20 protein-coding genes and 2 riboswitches are annotated in these 19,683 nt (G+C 45.9%); of the genes, 13 read left to right on the forward strand and 7 right to left on the reverse strand.

What is annotated here, in order from left to right; all coding sequences use genetic code 11:
* Positions 1–2 precede the first annotated feature (2 nt).
* Positions 3–197 (reverse strand): alpha/beta-type small acid-soluble spore protein, encoded by a 195-nt coding sequence (locus ACKTRM_RS06735; RefSeq protein ID WP_003154717.1) that lies wholly within the window; start codon positions 195–197, stop codon positions 3–5.
* Between the two features lie 135 nt (positions 198–332).
* A complete protein-coding gene (locus tag ACKTRM_RS06740; RefSeq protein ID WP_012117404.1) occupies positions 333–1,034 on the reverse strand; it encodes a DUF1836 domain-containing protein in 702 nt (233 codons plus the stop codon).
* A gap of 148 nt (positions 1,035–1,182) precedes the next feature.
* Here ACKTRM_RS06740 and htpX point away from each other — a divergent pair, with 148 nt between their 5' ends.
* The 4 genes from htpX to ACKTRM_RS06760 all read left to right on the forward strand — a co-directional run bounded on the left by htpX (position 1,183) and on the right by ACKTRM_RS06760 (position 4,528).
* A complete protein-coding gene (gene htpX, locus ACKTRM_RS06745) occupies positions 1,183–2,076 on the forward strand; it encodes a protease HtpX (protein ID WP_007407207.1) in 894 nt (297 codons plus the stop codon).
* A gap of 158 nt (positions 2,077–2,234) precedes the next feature.
* Positions 2,235–3,587, forward strand: a complete 1,353-nt coding sequence (locus ACKTRM_RS06750) for a TrkH family potassium uptake protein (protein WP_007610933.1) — start codon at positions 2,235–2,237, stop codon at positions 3,585–3,587.
* A 94-nt stretch (positions 3,588–3,681) separates the two neighbouring features.
* Positions 3,682–4,356, forward strand: a complete 675-nt coding sequence (locus tag ACKTRM_RS06755; RefSeq protein WP_012117405.1) for a DUF421 domain-containing protein — start codon at positions 3,682–3,684, stop codon at positions 4,354–4,356.
* A gap of 1 nt (position 4,357) precedes the next feature.
* Positions 4,358–4,528, forward strand: coding sequence for a hypothetical protein (locus ACKTRM_RS06760; protein ID WP_007610936.1), 171 nt, complete (start codon positions 4,358–4,360; stop codon positions 4,526–4,528).
* A 40-nt stretch (positions 4,529–4,568) separates the two neighbouring features.
* Here ACKTRM_RS06760 and ACKTRM_RS06765 read toward each other — a convergent pair whose 3' ends face one another.
* Positions 4,569–5,591 carry an acyltransferase family protein gene (locus ACKTRM_RS06765; protein ID WP_012117406.1) on the reverse strand — a complete coding sequence of 341 codons (1,023 nt, stop codon included), beginning with the start codon at positions 5,589–5,591 and terminating at the stop codon, positions 4,569–4,571.
* 255 nt (positions 5,592–5,846) lie between these two features.
* Between ACKTRM_RS06765 and ACKTRM_RS06770 the strand changes: the two genes are divergently transcribed.
* Both ACKTRM_RS06770 and ACKTRM_RS06775 read left to right on the forward strand, forming a co-directional pair.
* Positions 5,847–8,066, forward strand: coding sequence for a PAS domain-containing sensor histidine kinase (locus ACKTRM_RS06770; protein WP_012117407.1), 2,220 nt, complete (start codon positions 5,847–5,849; stop codon positions 8,064–8,066).
* A complete protein-coding gene (locus ACKTRM_RS06775; RefSeq protein ID WP_012117408.1) occupies positions 8,063–8,560 on the forward strand; it encodes a methylated-DNA--[protein]-cysteine S-methyltransferase in 498 nt (165 codons plus the stop codon). The genes ACKTRM_RS06770 and ACKTRM_RS06775 overlap by 4 nt, the downstream gene beginning before the upstream one ends.
* Before the next feature lie 241 nt (positions 8,561–8,801).
* Here the strand turns inward: ACKTRM_RS06775 and mtnA are convergent, their stop codons facing one another.
* The 3 genes from mtnA to ACKTRM_RS06790 form a co-directional block, all read right to left on the reverse strand.
* The gene (mtnA, locus tag ACKTRM_RS06780; protein ID WP_012117409.1) at positions 8,802–9,863 is read right to left on the reverse strand and encodes an S-methyl-5-thioribose-1-phosphate isomerase; all 1,062 of its coding nucleotides are present in this window, start codon (positions 9,861–9,863) and stop codon (positions 8,802–8,804) included.
* A gap of 6 nt (positions 9,864–9,869) precedes the next feature.
* Positions 9,870–11,054: an S-methyl-5-thioribose kinase gene (gene mtnK, locus ACKTRM_RS06785; protein WP_012117410.1), complete on the reverse strand. Its 1,185-nt coding sequence runs from the start codon at positions 11,052–11,054 to the stop codon at positions 9,870–9,872.
* Between the two features lie 109 nt (positions 11,055–11,163).
* Positions 11,164–11,318, reverse strand: a riboswitch (SAM riboswitch).
* A 92-nt stretch (positions 11,319–11,410) separates the two neighbouring features.
* Positions 11,411–12,190, reverse strand: coding sequence for a carbon-nitrogen family hydrolase (locus ACKTRM_RS06790; RefSeq protein WP_012117411.1), 780 nt, complete (start codon positions 12,188–12,190; stop codon positions 11,411–11,413).
* A 91-nt stretch (positions 12,191–12,281) separates the two neighbouring features.
* On the opposite strand from ACKTRM_RS06790, the gene ACKTRM_RS06795 reads away from it, so the two are divergent.
* From ACKTRM_RS06795 to ACKTRM_RS06820, 6 genes are all read left to right on the forward strand, one after another.
* Positions 12,282–13,478, forward strand: a complete 1,197-nt coding sequence (locus ACKTRM_RS06795; RefSeq protein WP_041482189.1) for a pyridoxal phosphate-dependent aminotransferase — start codon at positions 12,282–12,284, stop codon at positions 13,476–13,478.
* Between the two features lie 36 nt (positions 13,479–13,514).
* Positions 13,515–13,614: riboswitch (SAM riboswitch) on the forward strand.
* A gap of 81 nt (positions 13,615–13,695) precedes the next feature.
* A complete protein-coding gene (gene mtnW, locus ACKTRM_RS06800; RefSeq protein ID WP_023356860.1) occupies positions 13,696–14,910 on the forward strand; it encodes a 2,3-diketo-5-methylthiopentyl-1-phosphate enolase in 1,215 nt (404 codons plus the stop codon).
* On the forward strand, positions 14,907–15,611 hold the full coding sequence (gene mtnX / locus ACKTRM_RS06805) for a 2-hydroxy-3-keto-5-methylthiopentenyl-1-phosphate phosphatase (protein ID WP_007408467.1): 705 nt from the start codon (positions 14,907–14,909) through the stop codon (positions 15,609–15,611). Before mtnW ends, mtnX begins: the two co-directional genes overlap by 4 nt.
* Positions 15,569–16,198, forward strand: coding sequence for a methylthioribulose 1-phosphate dehydratase (locus ACKTRM_RS06810; protein ID WP_012117414.1), 630 nt, complete (start codon positions 15,569–15,571; stop codon positions 16,196–16,198). Before mtnX ends, ACKTRM_RS06810 begins: the two co-directional genes overlap by 43 nt.
* 15 nt (positions 16,199–16,213) lie before the next feature.
* Entirely contained in the window at positions 16,214–16,750 is a 537-nt protein-coding gene (locus tag ACKTRM_RS06815; protein WP_012117415.1) for a 1,2-dihydroxy-3-keto-5-methylthiopentene dioxygenase, read from the forward strand.
* Positions 16,751–17,030: 280 nt separating this feature from the next.
* The gene (locus ACKTRM_RS06820; RefSeq protein ID WP_003154690.1) at positions 17,031–17,291 is read left to right on the forward strand and encodes an aspartyl-phosphate phosphatase Spo0E family protein; all 261 of its coding nucleotides are present in this window, start codon (positions 17,031–17,033) and stop codon (positions 17,289–17,291) included.
* Between the two features lie 210 nt (positions 17,292–17,501).
* On the opposite strand, the gene ACKTRM_RS06825 is transcribed toward ACKTRM_RS06820, so the two are convergent.
* Positions 17,502–19,019 (reverse strand): ATP-binding protein, encoded by a 1,518-nt coding sequence (locus ACKTRM_RS06825; RefSeq protein WP_046559543.1) that lies wholly within the window; start codon positions 19,017–19,019, stop codon positions 17,502–17,504.
* Positions 19,020–19,217: 198 nt separating this feature from the next.
* On the opposite strand from ACKTRM_RS06825, the gene ACKTRM_RS06830 reads away from it, so the two are divergent.
* Positions 19,218–19,664: a MarR family winged helix-turn-helix transcriptional regulator gene (locus ACKTRM_RS06830; RefSeq protein WP_007408463.1), complete on the forward strand. Its 447-nt coding sequence runs from the start codon at positions 19,218–19,220 to the stop codon at positions 19,662–19,664.
* The last annotated feature ends 19 nt before the right edge of the window (positions 19,665–19,683 follow it).

Raw genomic sequence — 19,683 nt, forward strand, 5'->3', positions numbered from 1 at the left:
CATTATTGATTTTTCCCGTTTAATTGTGATTGAGCCTGCTGTACAAGACGTTTTGTCATTTCCCCGCCTACAGAGCCGTTTGCGCGTGCTGCTGTATCAGAGCTAAGGTTCACGCCGAATTCTTGAGCCACTTCGTATTTAAATTGGTCAAGTGCCTGCTCAGCCCCTGGAACTAAGAGTTTATTTCTGCTCGCCATCTTTTTCATCTCCTTTTCTCTGGCAAGATGTGTTTTCGCATTTTAGTTTCAAACGGAACGGTATTGATTATGCTGGCAATTGTTGTACAGCAAAAAAACCCCAGCGCAGACACCGGGGCGAAGAAGCGTTATGAATTATAATAAATGGCTGATCATTTTGTAGGCTGAGGCTTGAATATGGAAAGTCAAAACGGAGAGCACCGTGACGGCGATTATGGATCTGATATTGTTCCATTGTCCGCTTCCGAGTTCTTTAAAGCAGCCTTTGAGCTTGTCCGTCTGCTCTTCGACGAGCTCCTGCAGGCTCGTTTCCTTCATCGGCGGGTTTGCCTTATGATGAAGATAATCAATCACTTGGGCGCAGCTTTCATAGTAGCTGATCGGGCTGATGACGTCGTCTGATCTGTCTGTGATCGTGTTAAAAGCGATTTTTAATATGCCGCGTATATGTTCGAAGTCATAAATTGATTTTAAATCACGTACAATGAGAAGGATGACAGCTTGTTCAATTGTATATTTTTTGCCGAGTAAGGGGTGGCCGATTAAATCTTTAATATCGCGCTTCACCCAGTTTTGGACGGCGGTTGATTTTAAAGACGTCAGCTCGCACAGATTTCCCAGCTCGACAATCTCGTTAGTTGAAAGCCCGTATTCCTTTTTCTCTTTTTTTCGTTCGAATCTCGTCAGAAATTCAGGGATATGCAGACGGCTTTCCGCCTCATCCAAGGTCATATCCGCTGATTGCAATAAGATTTGGAGAGGGGTTGCGTCTCCTTGGCCTTTTAACGCGTAAAGAAGCCGGACCATATCAGTTCGGGTCAGTTTAAACGTGTTCATGGTTCACCTCTGATTGATTACGTGTTTACTTTTTAATATCACTGAGAATTACATTAACATCATACGTCGAAATTGTTGCATTTTCAAACAGATCATTTATAATTTAAGTAAATAAGTTCTTTTGATCTTAAAAAAGACGGAGGTAATTATGGCGAAAAGAATATTTCTGTTTATTTTAACGAACCTTTTGGTCATTACGACAATCGGAATTGTGCTTACGATTATTACAAGCGTTACCGGTGTCGGCTCGTATATACAAAATGGCCGCATTGATCTGATGGCATTGCTCGTGTTCAGTCTTGTCGTCGGTTTTGTCGGTTCTTTTATTTCTCTCGGAATGTCCAGATGGATGGCCAAAACGATGATGGGCGTCCGGGTGTTAAATCCGAAGAAACAGTCGCTCAGCTATGAGGAACAGCAATTGGTTGACCGTGTGCACAGATTGTCCCGTGCCGCAGGGATGACGAAAATGCCTGAAGTCGGCATTTATCATTCCCCGGAGGTCAATGCTTTTGCGACCGGACCTTCTAAGCGCCGTTCGCTTGTCGCGGTTTCTTCAGGTTTATTGCAGCAGATGGATGATGCTGCGGTGGAAGGGGTTCTTGCCCATGAAGTCGCACACATCACAAACGGTGATATGGTCACGATGACGCTGCTGCAGGGAATCGTCAATACGTTCGTCGTATTCCTTTCACGAATCGCGGCATGGGTTGCAAGCCGCTTTGTCAAAGAAGACCTCGCGCCGGTCGTTCATTTTATCGCGATGATCGTGTTTCAGATTATCTTTTCCATTCTCGGCAGTCTTGTCGTCTTCGCCTACTCGCGCCATAGAGAGTTTCACGCTGACCGCGGCGGTGCAGACCTTGCCGGCAAGGATAAAATGATTCACGCCCTGCGTACGCTGAAGTCTTATACAGGACATGTGAATGAAGAGGACCAGACGGCGGTGCAGACGTTAAAAATTAACGGCAAAAAGCATTCGTCACTGTTCTCCACACACCCTGATCTCGATGAGCGCATCCGCAGGCTGGAAGCAAAATAATCAACAAAACCTCTGACAATCGTTTCAGAGGTTTTTTGTTTAAAGATCGGCAAATTACATAAGGTAATGAAAAATCTTTCTAAAAAGACCTTTAAAAATTCTCCCAATATCATTAGAATAATTACGTACTACATTTGAGAGGCAGAAGGAACTATCTTATGAAATTAAAACTGAAGAAATTCATACAGATCTTGTCGCCTGCACAGCTGATTGCATTATATTATTTTCTTGCTGTGACGGTGGCATTTATTTTGCTAAGTCTGCCGGCCGCCCACAAACAAGGGGCCAGCTGGTCGTTTATAGACGCGCTGTTTACGGCTGTCAGCTCAGTCAGTGTCACCGGTTTAACGGTCGTCAACACGGCTGATACATTCAGCACGGCCGGGATTGTCATTTTGGCTTTCGTGCTTCAATTCGGCGGAATCGGCATCATGACGCTCGGAACATTCGTCTGGCTCATTATGGGCAAACGGATCGGTCTGCGGGAACGGAAGCTCATCATGGTGGATCAGAATCAATCGCAGTTTTCCGGTATCGTCAACCTGATGAAGCAAGTGCTGTTTTTGATTTTATTAATCGAGTTTTTAGGCGGCATCATCTTAGGAACATATTTTTTAACGTATTATGATTCGTTTGAACAGGCGTACTTGCACGGATTCTTTGCGAGCGTCAGCGCCACGACAAACGGCGGTTTTGATATTACGGGAAATTCACTCGTCCCGTTCAGACATGACTATTTCGTGCAGTTTATTACGATGCTTCTGATTATTTTCGGTGCGATCGGTTTTCCGGTGCTCGTAGAAGTAAAGGACTTTTTGTTTTCAAAACAGCGCAGATACTCATTCACGCTGTTTACGAAAATTACGACCGTTACGTTCGGAATGCTCGTTTTGTTCGGAGCCGTGGGCATTTACGCGCTTGAAGCAAGCCATGTCATGAAGGGGAAAAGCTGGCATGATGTTTTATTTTTATGTCTCTTTCAATCAACCGCTACGCGAAGCGGCGGGCTTGCGACAATTGATATCAGCCAGCTGTCGGCGCCGACATTATTTTTCATTTGCGCCCTCATGTTCATCGGCGCATCACCGAGCTCGGTCGGCGGCGGAATCCGTACGACGACGTTTGCGCTTAACCTGCTTGCCCTGTTTCATTTTGCCCGGGGGAATAAAGCGGTCAAGGTCTTTAAACGCGAGCTTCACCAGGCTGATGTCATGAAGTCGCTGGTCGTTACGATGATGGCGATTCTGCTCGTGTTCGGATCGACGCTGATTCTGTCCGTGACCGAGAAAAATCAGACGCTCCTCGGACTGCTTTTTGAAGTGTGTTCCGCATTCGGAACGACCGGCCTGTCGCTTGGGATTACTCCGCATTTAAGCGACATCGGAAAATGTGTCATCATGATTGTCATGTTTATCGGCCGGATCGGCATTTTGACGTTCCTTTATTTGATCGGCCGAAAAGAAATCGAAGCAAATTATCATTATCCGAAGGAAAGAATGATTATTGGCTGACACCGCTTTTCAGAAAGCGGTGTTTTTTATTGCCGTAAAATGGATGAGTGGAAACAGTTTCTTTGGAGATTCTACTTGTAAAGAGGTGACGTCATTGTTTTCCGTATTTTGGAAGTCGATAGTTATGATAGCGGTCGGTACCTTTTTATTGCGGATTGCCGGACGGAAATCAATCAGCCAGCTGTCGGTGACCCAGACAGTCATCATGATTTCGATCGGCTCGATTATTATTCAGCCGTTTATTGAACATAATTTATGGGAAACTATTTTCGCGGCGGCGATTTTTATTGCGGTATTAATCCTGATGGAATATTTAGAAATCAAATCAAGCTTTTTTGAGTTTTTATTTTCAGGAAAAACCGTCGCCGTTGTCAGAAACGGAAAAACCATCCCGGAAAACTTAAAAAAAATGCGTTTTACCGAAGCTCAGCTGTCAATGAGGATCAGGCAGGAAGGCCTCGGAGACATTCAAGATTTTAAATATGTGCTGCTTGAGCCGAACGGACAGATCGGCTATGAACTCATTGATGAAGCCAAAAACGTGACAGTGCGCGATTTGAAAGAAATGCTTGATGAATTCAAAACAGATTTGCTGACAGAAGGAGGAAATCAAATGAAACGCAAAGCAGCAAAGAATGAAGCTTTGACCAACAACAACACACCGACTGAGAGCATGGACAAAGATGCATACAAAACACAATATGATGGTGATCCCGGACTGAGAGGCGCAAACCGCAAATCAAAACACGGCAAACAAGGAGGCGAGTAACATGACGAAAAAAAACCGCCACAGCAAAGACATGCAAAACCATAAAAAGCCGATGGACCCTAAATTGCTTGAAGAAGAGTTTGCAAGCGAGCTCGGTGATTATAACGCCGGAAAATGGATTGAAACGCTTGAACAGACGAAGCCAAAGAAAAAAGAAGACGGCAAACAATAAAAAATACCTCTTAGGCGGCAACGCTTAAGAGGTATTTTCATTATTTCGAATAAGCACCGTTTCTTGTTCCTTTTACCGCTTCAAGCCAGCCGGTGATCCGCAGCTCAATAAACGGCTGTGCGGCCGTTTTCACCGCATTGCTGGAGAGAATGGACGTAAGAGCGGCCGTTAAAATTAAGAGCATGACTAAATTCTGATAATCAGACAAGTGATCTTCAAGCCCGATCTGCCGCAGCGTTTTTATAATGAATCCATGCAGCAGATACACGTAAAACGTTCTCGTACCCCATTTCGTAAAGAAATAACGCTTTTGCGGAACGAGCGCCAAAAAGCTGAAAGTGGCGGCAAAGGCCAAAACATACCAGCAGATGCGCGACAGACCGCTCAACAGCGACACAGTGCCGAATGTAGAATAAGGCTCCGATCCGAACAGCCACGAGTAATCAAAATCAATACACCAGCATAAGAGGAAAACAATCCCCAGTACGCCCGCGGCAATCTGCCTGCCTCTTTTAGCCCGAAGCAAATCAAAGTGCTGTTTCTTTAAATAAAACCCGACGAGAAACATCGGTAGAAAAACAAACGTCCGTGAAAGACTCAGCGTGCTGCTGATAAAATCAAGATACCCGATCATGACGGCAAGCCCGCAGCTCGCCCCAAGCGCCCACATTTTCGGCAGCTTCGTAAAGGGGTAAAGCAGCAGATTCCAAAAGAATAAGCTGACTAAAAACCAGAGAGACCACTGCGGATCAATCGGATTGACGCTTGCCATGCTTTCATCCTGAATCAAATAGTAAAAAACTGAGTAAATGCCCTGAAAAATCAAGTACGGAATAATCAGCTTCACAGCCAGCTTCTTCACATAACCTTTCCGCTTAAAGTTTTTTGCGAAATAGCCGGAAACCAGGATAAAGGCCGGCATATGAAAAGTATAAATGAATTTGTAGAGATGGAGCATAAACTCATTTCCGTTAATAAATGACCGGAGGATATGGCCGAACACCACCAGAAAAATCAAGATAAACTTGGCGTTGTCAAAGTAACTGTCTCGCGATTTTGTCATAGCATCACCTTCTCTTCAAAAATCATCCACTGCATGATTATTTCCTGTTGGTGTTCATTTTAAAATAAAAAACAAAAAATTGAAGGAGGACAAAAGGGATTGTTAGGATGATGTAATGGGGAGGTAAGGATCGTAGAAAAAGACTTTAACTTGTCATATCATTGAAATTTTCTGAAATGTATAGGGCGAATGAAGGAAGATGAGGTATTTTGTAGAAATATTGAAGGATAGGTTTTTGAAGAAGGAGTGTACTGAATGGCTGAAACTCTGGATTTGCAAACAAAAGAGTCGCTGAAAGAGCAGCTGAAGCGAATGAAAGAGGAAAATGACCGCCTGAAGAGTGATTTGAACCGGTATCACGTGATTATGAATAACACGCTTGATGCCATTTTTATATGCCGTAAGGAAATGAAAATCGTCCAGGCGAACGAGGCTGCAGCCCGGATGATGCAGATTGAGGCAGAGAGCCTCATTAACCGCTCAGTCCTGGATTTTTTATATTCCGTGCCTCAGGAAGAACTGAATAAGGCCGTGAAAAAGTTTTTAAAAAAAGGCCATCTGTGGAAAGAGGTGCCGATTAAGCTTGACAGCGGCGCGACGAAATACATTGAATTCCTCGCCAGAGACGGAATTGGGGAGGATTATTTTTTTGTGGTGATGAGGGATATCTCCTCTAAAAAAATATTAGAGCGCGAATTCTCCATGAACGAGCAGCTGTTTAAAGATTTGTTTGACAGGGCTGTCGACGGCATCGTGCTGTTTGATAAGGACGGCGGGTTTATTGATGCGAACCTCTCTTTTTGCAAAAGCTTTGAGATCGGCCAGAATGAATTGTCCCATCTGTCGCTCCGCCATTTTACCGACGGAGAAAACAAAAAGCATCTGAAAGAAATCTGGGAAACCCTCCGCAGAAAAGGAAACGCCAAAGGAGAACTGCCCGTTAAGCTTCGGTCGGGCGAAGAGAAGCTGTTTGAATTTACGATTACGTCCAACGTAATCAGCGGGTTCTACATGTCCATTATGAGGGACATAACAGAGAAACGGTTGATGGAATTGAAACTCTTTAAAAGCGAAGAGCGATTCCGCGAAATTTTTGAAAACGCCATGGACGCGATTGTCATTTGGTCTGATGACGGAAAGATTGCCAAAGCAAACGAATCGGCGTGCCGCATTTTCGAACTGCCGATGGATAAACTGGTGGAGACGAATTTATGTACGTTTATCGTTGATCCGCAGAAAAAATACAAACAGATTAAGAAAAAATATGAAAAATACGGGGAAATCCGTGAAGAAATGCTGTTTCAGATGGCAAACGGCCAATTTAAAGAGCTGGAATTCACATCAAAACGAACCATACTTGAAGGTCAGCATTTAACCATTTTAAGAAATGTCAGCGATCGTAAGCGGATGGAAAAAGAATTGCGGGAAAGCGAGCTGAAATTCAGAAAAGTATTCAACGGCTCAATGGATGGCAAGGTCTTATTTGACAACCAATTCCGCATTATTGACGCGAATCCTCTCGCAAGCCGTATACTCGGTATGCCGGATGAGGAGCTGAGAGCGTACACCGTTCCGGATATTCTTTCTTTATTTGATATTGAAAACGCGGGTGTTCCCGCCAGAAAGATTGATTTAGAAGGAATGGATAATGAAATCCCCTTCCTGTTAAGCAGCAGCGACAGCCGCAAACTGGAATTCTCCTTCAAAAGAAATATCATTCAAAATATGAATCTGGCCATCTTTAAAGATGTCACAGAGGCCAAAGAGCTTGAAGAGAGGCTGCGGAAATCCGACACTCTTCATGTTGTAGGGGAGCTGGCGGCGGGCATCGCTCACGAAATCAGAAACCCGATGACGGCGCTGAAAGGGTTCATTCAGCTTCTTCAAGGAAGCATTGAAGGCGAATATTCTCTGTACTTTAACGTCATTACCTCAGAATTAAAACGCATCGAGTCTATCATCACTGAATTTTTAATTTTAGCGAAACCCCAGGCGATATTATATGAAGAAAAAGACGTGACGCAGATTATGAAAGACACGGCTGATCTTTTGAATGCCCAGGCCAATCTTGTCAATGTGCAGATCCATCTGAACCTGACCGGAAACATCCCGCCGATTTACTGTGAACCGAATCAATTAAAACAGGTGTTTATCAATATTTTAAAAAACGCCATTGAAGTCATGCCGGGCGGCGGCAATATCTACGTGACCATTCAGTCTTCTGATCAAGACCACATTTTGATTTCTATTCAAGATGAAGGAACAGGCATTTCCGAAGACAAATTAAAACGTCTGGGTGAACCATTTTACACGACAAAAGACAGGGGAACGGGTCTCGGTCTCATGGTCAGCTATAAAATCATCGAAGAACATCAGGGACGCATTCATGTGGAAAGTGAAGAAGGGAAGGGCACCGTTTTTCATTTGACGCTTCCGATCCGGCAGAATACCGAAGAAAGAAGGAGCGGGGAATGATCTGTTTTACAAGTGTGAAAGCGCCGTTTGGAACCGTCATCGTAACAGAGGAAGAGAGCTTTATTACCGGCCTGTTTCTCACCGGGGAAGATTTTGAGGAATGGCGGAAAGGCGCGCCCGGCGTAAAGCCGTGCGAAACCGCTTTGCTGTCGGAGGCGAAACAGCAGCTGGCATCATATTTTTCAGGAGAAAGAAAGCAATTCTCTCTGCCTCTGAGACAAAAAGGCACACCCTTTCAGGAAAGAGTATGGAACGCGCTGACGATGATTCCTTATGGGGAATCCCGAAGCTACGGCGATATGGCTGAAGCGATCGGAAAACCGAAAGCGGTGCGCGCCATCGGACAAGCCAAAAAACGAAACCGGCTGCCGATTTTGATCCCTTGCCATCGGGTAATCGGCAAAAACAGCGCCTTAACGGGATACGCGGGCACGAAGACGGATGTAAAAGCGGTGCTGCTGAACATCGAACAAATATCCTATAAAGAAAAATAAAGCGTATGGCACGTTCCGTTTTTTCACGTCCGACATATCATTTTATTAAGTGAAAAAAGTTGGTCTGATGAAAAAGGAGGACGAAGCCTGATGAAAATGAGCCGTCCGCAAAAGATAGCCGGCTATGCAGAGCTGTTTTTTAAAATGCATCTCATTACAGCCGTCCAAAAAGATGAAGTGATTACATTGTGCAGACAAAAAAACCGCTGACATTGCCTGAGGCAATATCATCAGCGGTTTTTCAGCTCAGCTGGCAGTCAGCGAATAATTGTTCAATTTCTTCCGTGTAAGAACCGGTCACAATTCCTTTCTCGGTTATAATGCCGGAAATCAGGCTGCCCGGTGTGATGTCAAAGGCCGGATTGAAGACCGGCACATCTTCGGGAGCGGTGCGTATGCCGGAGATCTGTCTGACTTCATCCGGATCTCTCTCTTCAATCGGAATCTGATCGCCGTTTTCAATCTGCAAGTCAAATGTCGAAAGCGGTGCGGCCACAAAAAACGGAATTTGAAAGGCGTTTGCCAAAATAGCGAGGCCGTACGTTCCGATTTTGTTGGCCGTATCACCGTTTTTTGCAATTCTGTCAGCGCCGACAATGACCGCAGAAATATGTTTTTCCTTCATTGTATGGGCGGCCATGCTGTCGGTAATGAGCGTGACATCAATTCCGCCCTGCATCAGCTCCCACGCCGTCAGCCGTGATCCTTGGAGAACGGGTCTTGTTTCACATGCGTAGATATGAAGGCCGAGATCTTTTTGTTTCGCTAAGTAAAAGGGGGCAAGCGCCGTACCGTATCGGCTTGTGGCAATCGAGCCCGCATTGCAGATGGTCATGATCTGGTCGCCTTTTTTAAAAAGGTGCAGCGCATTCTGGCCGATCATTCGGCATGTTTCTTCATCCTCAATCTGAATTTGAATGGCTTCATGAACGAGCGTTGTCTTCGCTTCATTGATTGAGATCGCATCCCTGATGGAATCCGTCAGTCTGTCAAGCGCCCACGCGAGGTTGACGGCAGTGGGCCTCGAACTGTTTAAATACGTTTTGACATCTGCGAACTGACGTCGGAAATCTGAAAGGTCGCGGGCTTCAAACGACTTGGCGGAGAGCGCGAGTCCGAACGCCGCGGTTATACCGATGGCCGGGGCGCCCCTTACTTTCAGCGTGACAATCGCGTCGAATACATCTTCCTTTGTTTCAAGTTCCACATATTCAGTGACGTCGGGAAGCTTTTGCTGATTTAAAATGCGGATGTAGGTTTCTTTCCATTCTACAGAACGGGGGATGGCAAATTCATTGGTCATGCTGCATCATTCCTTTACACGGAGCTTAAATTGGTCCAGAACCTCGGTGATATGCTTCAGTTCTTTTCTGTTTTCGATATAATAGGCGCCGATGTCAAGCGCCAGCTTCTTCCGTTCGATTCGTTTGTCAAACGGAGTGATTTCATCTAAGTCAGCCACATGAGCGAGTCCGATCGTGCGCCGGATCAGTTCGCATCCCGCAAAACCGACCGCTTCCTCAAACGCGTTTTTCAGTGTGTCTTCCAGCAGGTGTCTGCGGGAAGGCAAGCAGTCTTTCTCCCATGCTTCACTGAATGTTTTCACAAATGTATCCCATACGGCGGCAGTATGATCATATAACGGCTGTCTGTCGTCACCGTCGCGGCTGAGGGCGTTTAACAGCAGATTGGCGATAAATTGGCCGATATCAAACCCGATCGGTCCGAAGAAAGCAAACTCGGGATCAATCACCTTTGTTTCATGTTCATCGGCGAAGATGCTTCCCGTGTGCAGATCACCGTGAACCAATGTTTCCGCGGAATTCAGAAAGATGGCTTTCAATTCGTCAGCGCCTTCTTTCAGCCGGGAATTGTTCCAAACTTTTTCTGCGTATGGGCGCAGCTCCTCTTCAAAATCGTTTGTCTCATGGTCGAGAAACGGTTCTGTAAACACAAGCCTTTCCGTAATATTGCAAAGCTCAGGATTTGTAAACTGCTTTGCGAGCTGCTGCTTTACTTTCGCATCAAGCGCATAATCGGATGAGTAAAAAAGCGTTTTCCCTAAAAATTCACCGATATGGGCGGATAAGTTGGGATAGTGCTGCCCTTCCAGCAGCCCTTTTCTTGAAATTCGCAAATGCGAGAGGTCTTCCATTACCGTGACGGCCATTTCAGTATCGGAATAGTAAACGGCCGGAACGAGGTGCGGCACGTGTTCGCCCTGGCGGATGAGGGCGCTGCTTTCGATTCTCGCCCGGTCAATGGTAAGCGGCCAGCTTTCACCGACGACTTTCGCGTAAGGGATTGCCTGTTTAATAATCAGTCCTTTTTTGTTTTCTTTATCGTAAACATGAAAGACGTAATTTAAATTGCCGTCGCCGATTTCACGGCATGTCAGAGTGCTTTTGCTTTGGAATAAGCCGAGCTTGACGGCTAACGCGGCGGCGGAGCTTTCTGTTAATTGTTCATAAAGACTTGTTTTAGTTGCTGACATGGATTTACCCTCCAATTATGTAGTGGCAGTAAGAGATCGTGACGGAGAATACGCCCGAAAAAAAGCCTCCTTCTCTGAAAGAGAAGGAGGCTGAAACAGTGCAGTCCGCCTCTTATCTCTCAGATAACATCTGATGGAATTAGCACCGTGCCTTATGAGACAATCGTCTCGGCGCAAAATGTACGCGCCCCATTTCACAATGGAATTACGGTCGGTTGCTGTTGGGGTCAAAAGGCCAATCCCTCGCCCAACTCTCGATAAGAGAAAAATATATTGATTTGTATCACAATTCGGATTAATCAGTTGATGAAAATATTAGCAGGTGCCGGATATTCTTGTCAACGTTTTTTTGAAAATTAATATAAATCACGCCGCAAGTCTTGGAAAACCGGAATGGTTCCCCGCACGGCCGCGCTTTCTGACACATCGATTTCCGCCCGGACTGCGCCTTCCGTCCGGTCTCTTTCGGCTAAAATCCGGCCCCACGGGTCAATAATCAGGCTGTGGCCGGCAAATTCATTATCGGGATTGGACCCCGTGCAGTTAGAGGCTGCGACAAAACATTGGTTTTCAATTGCTCTGGCGATAAGCAGGCTTCGCCAATGATCAAGGCGGGGCAGAGGCCATTCCGCAGAGATAAACAGGACATTCGCGCCCTGGGACGTATGCTTTCTGATCCATTCGGGGAAACGGATATCATAGCAGATCAGCCCGGCGCACTTGACACCGTCAAGCTCAAAGGAACCGTCGCTGTTTCCTGCTGACAAGTAAAGGTGTTCATCCATCAGCTGAAACAGATGGGCTTTCTGATACCGCTTCACGATCTGTCCGCTGTTATCGGCGATGTACATGGTGTTATAGACATTTTCGCCTTCTTTGACCGCAAAAGATCCGGCAACGAGGTGTACGTTGTATGTTTTTGCCGTTTCTTTAAGCCATTGTTCTGAAACTTTGCCGTTTTCATCCGCCAGCTGGTCTAGCCGTGTGAGATCATAGCCGGTCGTCCACAACTCAGGAAGCACGATTACATCCGCATGGCGGCTTTCTTGCTCAATCAAAGATTCTGCTTTTTTAAAGTTTTCTGAAGGATTTCCGTATGAAATATCAAATTGCAAACAGGAAACGGTCCATTTCATTTTTTAACACCTCAAGTTTCTCTTTACTTTTGTTATTTAACCATATATGATGATGGACTATCATTTCAAGACATTTTTAGAAGGTGAAAATATGAACTTTGAAATCTCAGATGTACTCAAACAGCTGCCGGAACAATTTTTCGCATCATTGGTGCAAAAAGTGAATCAAAAGCTGAAAGAAGGCAGAGACGTCATCAATTTAGGGCAGGGAAACCCTGATCAGCCGACGCCTCAGCATATCGTTGAAGAAATGAAGCGCGCCGTCGAAAGGCCGGAAAATCATAAATACTCATCATTCCGGGGCGCTTACAGCTTCAAAAAAGCAGCCGCTGCATTTTATGAAAGGGAGTACGGGGTCACGCTTGATCCGGAAACGGAAGTCGCCGTGCTGTTCGGAGGCAAGGCGGGACTTGTTGAGCTTCCGCAATGTCTTTTAAACCCGGGAGATACCATTCTGGTGCCTGATCCCGGATATCCTGATTACTGGTCAGGCGTCGCCCTTGCGAAAGCGAAAATGGAAATGATGCCGCTGACGGAAGAAAGAGGGTTTCTCCCTGATTACAGCGTAATTCCTGAAAAGGTGCGGAGCGAGGCGAAGCTGCTGTATCTCAATTATCCGAATAATCCGACCGGCGCTGTGGCGACAGAGGCGTTTTTCGAGGAGACGGTCGGTTTTGCGGAGCAAAACGGCATTTGTGTCGTTCATGATTTCGCGTACGGAGCCGTCGGTTTTGACGGGCATAAACCGCTGAGCTTTTTGCAGACCGAAGGCGCAAAAGAGACGGGAATCGAAATCTATACCTTGTCCAAAACGTATAATATGGCGGGCTGGCGGGTCGGATTTGCCGTCGGAAACGCTTCTGTCATCGAAGCGATCAACCTTTATCAGGATCATATGTTTGTCAGCCTGTTTCCCGCGGCGCAGCAGGCGGCGGCAGCCGCACTTTTAGCGGATCAGGCATGCGTCGCGGCGCAAAATGACAGATATGAATCGAGACGCAATGCATGGATTAAAGCCTGCCGCAATATCGGCTGGGATGTGACGGCTCCGGCGGGCTCCTTTTTTGCATGGCTCCCTGTGCCTGACGGTTATACGTCACAGTCGTTTTCAGATCTGCTGCTCGAGAAAGCGGATGTCGCGGTCGCTGCCGGAAACGGGTTCGGAAAATGGGGGGAAGGCTATATAAGAGTCGGTCTTCTGACAAGTGAAGAAAGACTTAAAGAAGCTGCGGAACGGATCGGGAAACTGAATCTTTTCACCCGAAAAAGCATTGACATATCAGAATAACAATGCGATAATTCGAAATACTTTATAAAATCATTATTCTTATCAAGAGCAGGCAGAGGGACGAGCCCGATGAAGCCCGGCAACCGACTGATAAAGCACGGTGCTAATTCTTGCAGCAGGAGCTGAGAGATAAGATTCGGACATAACACGAAGCCTCTTTCTGCTCATACGGAAGAGGTTTTTTTATGTTTTGCGAAAGAAAGAGAGGCGTTCACGCATGAGCGAAGTATTGGCAACATATCTTCTGACAGACACAACGGACAGTGAAAAGCGGGCGGAACAGATTGCGGCGGGGCTGACGGTAGGCTCCTGGACTGACCTGCCCCTGGTGAAGCAGGAACAGCTCAGAAAACATAAAGGGCGGGTCGTAAAAGTTGAGGAGAAAGAAGGAACCTCAGAAAACGAAACACAATCCGTCATCACCATCGCCTATCCCGAAGTGAACTTTTCAAGAGATATTCCGGCCGTCCTGACGACGGTATTCGGAAAGCTGTCACTGGACGGAAAAATAAAATTGACTGATCTTGAATTTTCCGAAGGGTTTAAACGTTCCCTTCCCGGGCCGAAATTCGGTATATACGGCATCCGCAAACTGCTGGGCGAATTTGAAAGACCGCTTCTGATGAGCATATTTAAAGGCGTGATCGGACGGGATCTTGCCGACATTAAAGAACAGCTCAGACAGCAGGCGCTCGGCGGCGTGGATCTTATTAAAGATGACGAAATTTTCTTTGAAAATGAACTGGCTCCGTTTGAAACCCGCATTATCGAAGGAAAACAAGTCCTGAAGGAAACCCGGGAGGAAACGGGGCATAAAACGCTGTATGCCGTAAACCTTACGGGAAGGACCGCTGAATTGCGGGATAAAGCGAGGCGCGCGGCAGAACTCGGGGCGGACGCGCTTTTATTGAATGTGTTCGCTTACGGTTTAGATGTGATGCAGAGCCTTGCTGAGGATAAGGAAATCCCGCTTCCGATCATGGCGCATCCGGCAGTCAGCGGCGCGTTCACATCATCTCCCGTTTACGGCTTGTCGCATGCGCTTTTGCTCGGCAAGCTGAACCGCTATTGCGGCGCTGATTTCAGTTTATTTCCGTCACCTTACGGATCCGTTGCTCTTCCGAAGGAGTCCGCGCTTGCAATCCATGATGAATGTGTAAAAGACGATGTCTTTCATCCGTCGTTTGCCGTCCCGTCAGCAGGCATTCACCCCGGTATGGTGCCATTGTTGATGCGCGATTTCGGCATCGATCACATCATCAATGCCGGCGGAGGCATTCACGGCCATCCGAAAGGAGGCGAGGGCGGGGGAAAAGCGTTCCGCGCCATCATTGATGCGGTGCTTGAAGCGCAGCCGATTGAAGAAAAAGCCGCGTCGTGCAAAGATCTTCAGCTCGCATTAGACAAATGGGGAAGGGTGGAAGCCGTATGACCCGCACACCGCTGATTATTTGTGATTTCGACGGAACGGTCACCATGAACGACAACATTGTCAGCATGATGAAAGAATTCGCGCCTCCTGAGTGGCTTGAATTAAAAGACGGTGTTCTGTCTAAAAGCATATCAATCCAAGAAGGAGTCGGCCGGATGTTCGGACTGCTGCCGAGCAGCTTAAAAGAAGAACTGACCGGCTTTATCCTGAAGGATGCGAAAATACGGGACGGCTTTTTGGATTTTGTCTCGTTTGTCCGGTCAAACGGCCTCCCGTTTTATATCGTAAGCGGGGGAATGGACTTTTTTGTGCATCCGCTTTTGGAAGGGATCGTAGAAAAGGAGCGGATTTTCTGCAATCATGCATCCTTTGACAATGAGCATATTCATATAGACTGGCCGCACGCCTGTGACGGAGACTGTACCAATCAATGCGGCTGCTGCAAACCGTCAGTCATCCGTAAGCTATCCGATCAGCAGAAATTTCTCATTATGATCGGTGATTCGGTCACGGATGTCGAGGCTGCAAAGTTGTCCGATATGTGCTTTGCGAGAGATTATCTTTTGACTGAATGCAAAGAACTCGGCCTCCGGCATCTGCCTTTTCAAGATTTTCATGAGGTGAAAACAGGCATTGAAAACATCGGGGAGGTGCAGGCATGGCTGCAAAAGAAGAACGCTGGCGCGAACTTGCCGAGGTAAAACGCGAGCTGGCTGAAAGAGACTGGTTCCCGGCAACGAGCGGGAATCTTTCCATCAAAGTATCCGACGGGCCGCTGACTTTTCTCGTTACGGCGAGCGGAAAAGACAAACGAAAAGAAACAGACGAAGATTTTCTCTTAATCGATGAGTACGGGAAGCCCGCTGAGACCGGCCATTCTTTAAAACCTTCAGCGGAAACGCTTCTCCATACTTACTTATACCAAAAGACAGACGCGGGCTGCTGTCTGCATGTCCATACCGTCAATAATAATGTCATCTCAGAGCTTTACGGGGATGAAAAACAAATCACTTTTCAGGGGCAGGAGATGATTAAGGCGCTCGGATTATGGGAGGAAAACGCGTCCGTGACCGTTCCGATCATTGACAATCCGGCGCATATCCCGGCATTGGCCGAAAACTTCGCGCACCATGCGGCCGCCGGCTCAGGCGCGGTGTTAATCCGCAATCACGGCATTACGGCATGGGGGCGGACCGCATTTGAAGCGAAAAGGGTGCTGGAAGCCTATGAATTTTTATTCAGCTGTCACCTCAAGCTTCTGTCACTTCGGCCGCAGCTGGTAAAATAAAAGGAGGAATAGAAAATGGCGACCATCAGAATTCATGACGAAAAAAATACGCTCATTGAACATCAGGAAGAAGTAGCGCGCTTCTTAGACGAACAAGAGGTGATCTATGAGCAGTGGAACATTGAAAAACTTCCGTCTGAGCTTTCGGAAAAATACGACCTAACCGAAGATGAAAAAGAACGGATTCTCGCGGTGTTTGACACGGAGATTCAGGACATTTCAGCCCGGCGCGGATATCAGTCTCAGGATGTCATTTCTTTATCAGACACCACGCCGAATCTTGATGAATTATTAAAAAACTTCCAAAGAGAACATCACCACACGGATGATGAAGTCCGCTTTATCGTCAGCGGACACGGCATCTTCGTCATTCAAGGCAAAGACGGCACATTTTTCGACGTCCGTTTAAATCCGGGAGATTTGATTTCAGTTCCGGAGAACATCCGCCACTACTTTACGCTTCAGGAAGACCGCCGGGTCGTCGCAATCCGAATCTTCGTGACGACTGAGGGCTGGGTGCCGATTTACGAAAATGAAAGTGTGCAAAACTGATAGACGCCCGAACCTCTCATGCACCCACCGGCATGAGAGGTTTTTTATTGTAATATAAAGTCAGCTGTGGCTGTTTTTTAATTCTTGAATATGCCGCATTCTGTTTATATCATTACCCGAATGGGTATTATTCTCGTATTCATGCTAAAGATTCCAATATGAAATGAAAAAATAAGTTATTTAGTAAAAAAATGTTTACAAATAAAGTATAATCTGTAATAATGCTCAATAACCCAATCAAACTTGTTTCCTATTCTTTTAGCGGTGAGGGGTGAAGTGAATGGGCAGTTATTCTGAACAAGAAAAATTGCTTGTATCTATTGATAAAAAAAGAAAAATGATGATAGATGCGGCTAACAGGCAAGGGTTTACAGGATATGACACGATCAGGCACAGCCAGGAACTGGACTGTCTGATGAACGCGTATCAGCAGCTGGTAAACCGTGATCGTACACATCACCAAGGAATACAGGGCCTTGTGAAGAAAATAGGCTTGTTCTCCCGCGGTGACGTCATGCCTGCATATGAAGCAAACAAATGATTGATGATAAAACAGATAACGAAGACTGAATGCGCTTCCTGATCAAGCGCTGCATCCGAAAGATGACCGCGTACAGTCAGCACATTTTTCCGCTGACACGGCTCACGAAGCGCCTCGTACTATCTGCCGGCTATGATGCCGTTCCTCTGGTATATCCTCTTACACATACTCTTCTTTAAATAAAAAACACCCCGATCCAGGGTGTTTTTTTCATCGAGAAGCGGCAGGGAGGGTAATGGTGACCTCTGTGCCCTTATCGACTTCGCTTTGAATGTCAATCGAACCGCCGTACATCAGCATGATTCGTTTACATACGACAAGGCCGAGGCCGGTGCCTTTTTCCTTTGACGTTACAAACGGAAGAAAAATGTGCTCAAGCATATCTTCAGAAATGCCCATTCCGTTGTCGGCCACCTTAATGACTGCTTTATGATCGCGGGCTTCTAAATAGATGGACAGCCGGCCGCCTTCCTGCATGGATTCCAGCGCGTTTTTCGCGACATTTAAAATCACCTGTTTAATATGGTCTTTCGTGCAGTTGACCTTGAGCGGCCGATTGACGAGAATCTCCACATTCACTTCCACATTGTATAGATTCCCTTCAGAATAAATAATCGGCATAATCTCATCAAGAATATCCTGCAGCGAGTTCACTTCCAACCGTTCAGCAGTGGGTTTTCCAAGCACTAAAAACTCACTGACAATCTGATTGATCCGTTTAATCTCCTGCTCAATAATTGAGAAATACAGCTGATCTTCCTCCGATTTGTATTTTTTCTGCAAAAGCTGAATGAAGCCGCTGATCCCTGTAAGCGGGTTGCGGATTTCATGGGCGGTGCTGGCGGCAAGCGTTCCGATCAGCTCCAATTTCTGCGCTTCATTTTGAGCGCGCTCCAGCTGGGTCTTGCGCTTAAGCAGATAATATTGAACGAGGATGAACAGAATATTCAGCAGCACGGCAATACTGGACATCGGCAGCAGCACGCTTTTGGTCAGCTCATTCAGCTCAACCGGTTTCGGATAAACATTGATATTCCAATTAATATCATCCAGATAGCCGCTGACCGGTTTCACACCTTCTGATTGATCAGCCCGTCCGCTGGCAAATATCACTTTATTCTGATTGGTTGCCTTGACATAAACGTCAGGGCTCAGCATATTGATCATATTTCTCAAATAATCGACTTGTATGGCGGCTACTAAATAATCCGTGACTTCCCGTTTTGCGTCTAACACCGGCACGCAGATCGTGAAGATGCGCTGGCCTGTAATTCTGCTGGAGTAGTCATTTGTGATGACCGTTTTTTTCGTCTTTTTCGCCTTCGTAAAATACGGTCTGTCGGCCAAATTCACCTTTGATTTCAGATCAGTCGTGCTTGCGATGACATCACCTTTGGAATTCAGCATATACAGACCGCTGAATCTGGGTTCATCCTCAAAAGCCTGATCGAGAATGTCAATGATCTTTTCTTCATTGACAGGCTTATCGACAGCGATCGCAAGTGTTGTCATCCGGGCTTTTGTTTCACCGATTAAATAATTGAGCTTATTGCGGTGAAGGTTGAGCATCATACTGGCTTCCTGTATGTGTTTATCGGCTATTTTCTGCTTTTCTTTTTCATAAATGAAAAAGCTGATAATAAGTGCCGGGATGATCACCAATATGAGATAAAGCTTGATCTTTCCCCGGGCACCTTTAAATGTATTCACTCTGCATCGCTCCAACATTACACTTGAATAGAGGTATTATATCATTTTTATACTTCTTTAATAAGAAAAAATAACCAAAATGATAGAAAAACAAATTATTTTATTAAGGTCTGACAAAAAGAAGAGAAATTTTGGAAACATTTTTGTTGACATTTTTCATTTTGTTTATTAATGTTTCTCTGTAACGGTTTCTTTTGTAAAAGGATGATTGAATGTATGACGGATAAAACAGAAAACTCATTGAAATTATTTATTGTACTGTCACGTGCGTACCGATCTATTAACGACCATATGAATAAACATATTCATAAGCACGGCCTGAACCCGACGGAATTTGCGGTGCTTGAGCTGCTGTACCACAAAGGCAACCAGCCGCTTCAGCAGATCGGCGACAAAATTTTATTAGCGAGCGGAAGTATTACATACGTTGTTGACAAATTAGAGAAAAAAGAACTTCTCATCAGAAAAGCCTCGCCGACTGACAGAAGAGTGACTTTCGCACAGATTTCCGAAAAGGGAATCCGTCTTTTGGACGATATTTTCCCTGATCATGCTGACGAAATTAAAGAAATGATCAGTGTGCTGAGTGATGAAGAGATAGAAATGTGTACGGAAATGCTGAAAAGAGTGGGGTTAAACGCTAAACATTTTCATCAGAAATAAAAAAGGAAGCCATTTGAAA

The organism is Bacillus sp. D7-8, assembly GCF_052055895.1.
In the GTDB taxonomy this organism is placed as follows: domain Bacteria; phylum Bacillota; class Bacilli; order Bacillales; family Bacillaceae; genus Bacillus; species Bacillus velezensis.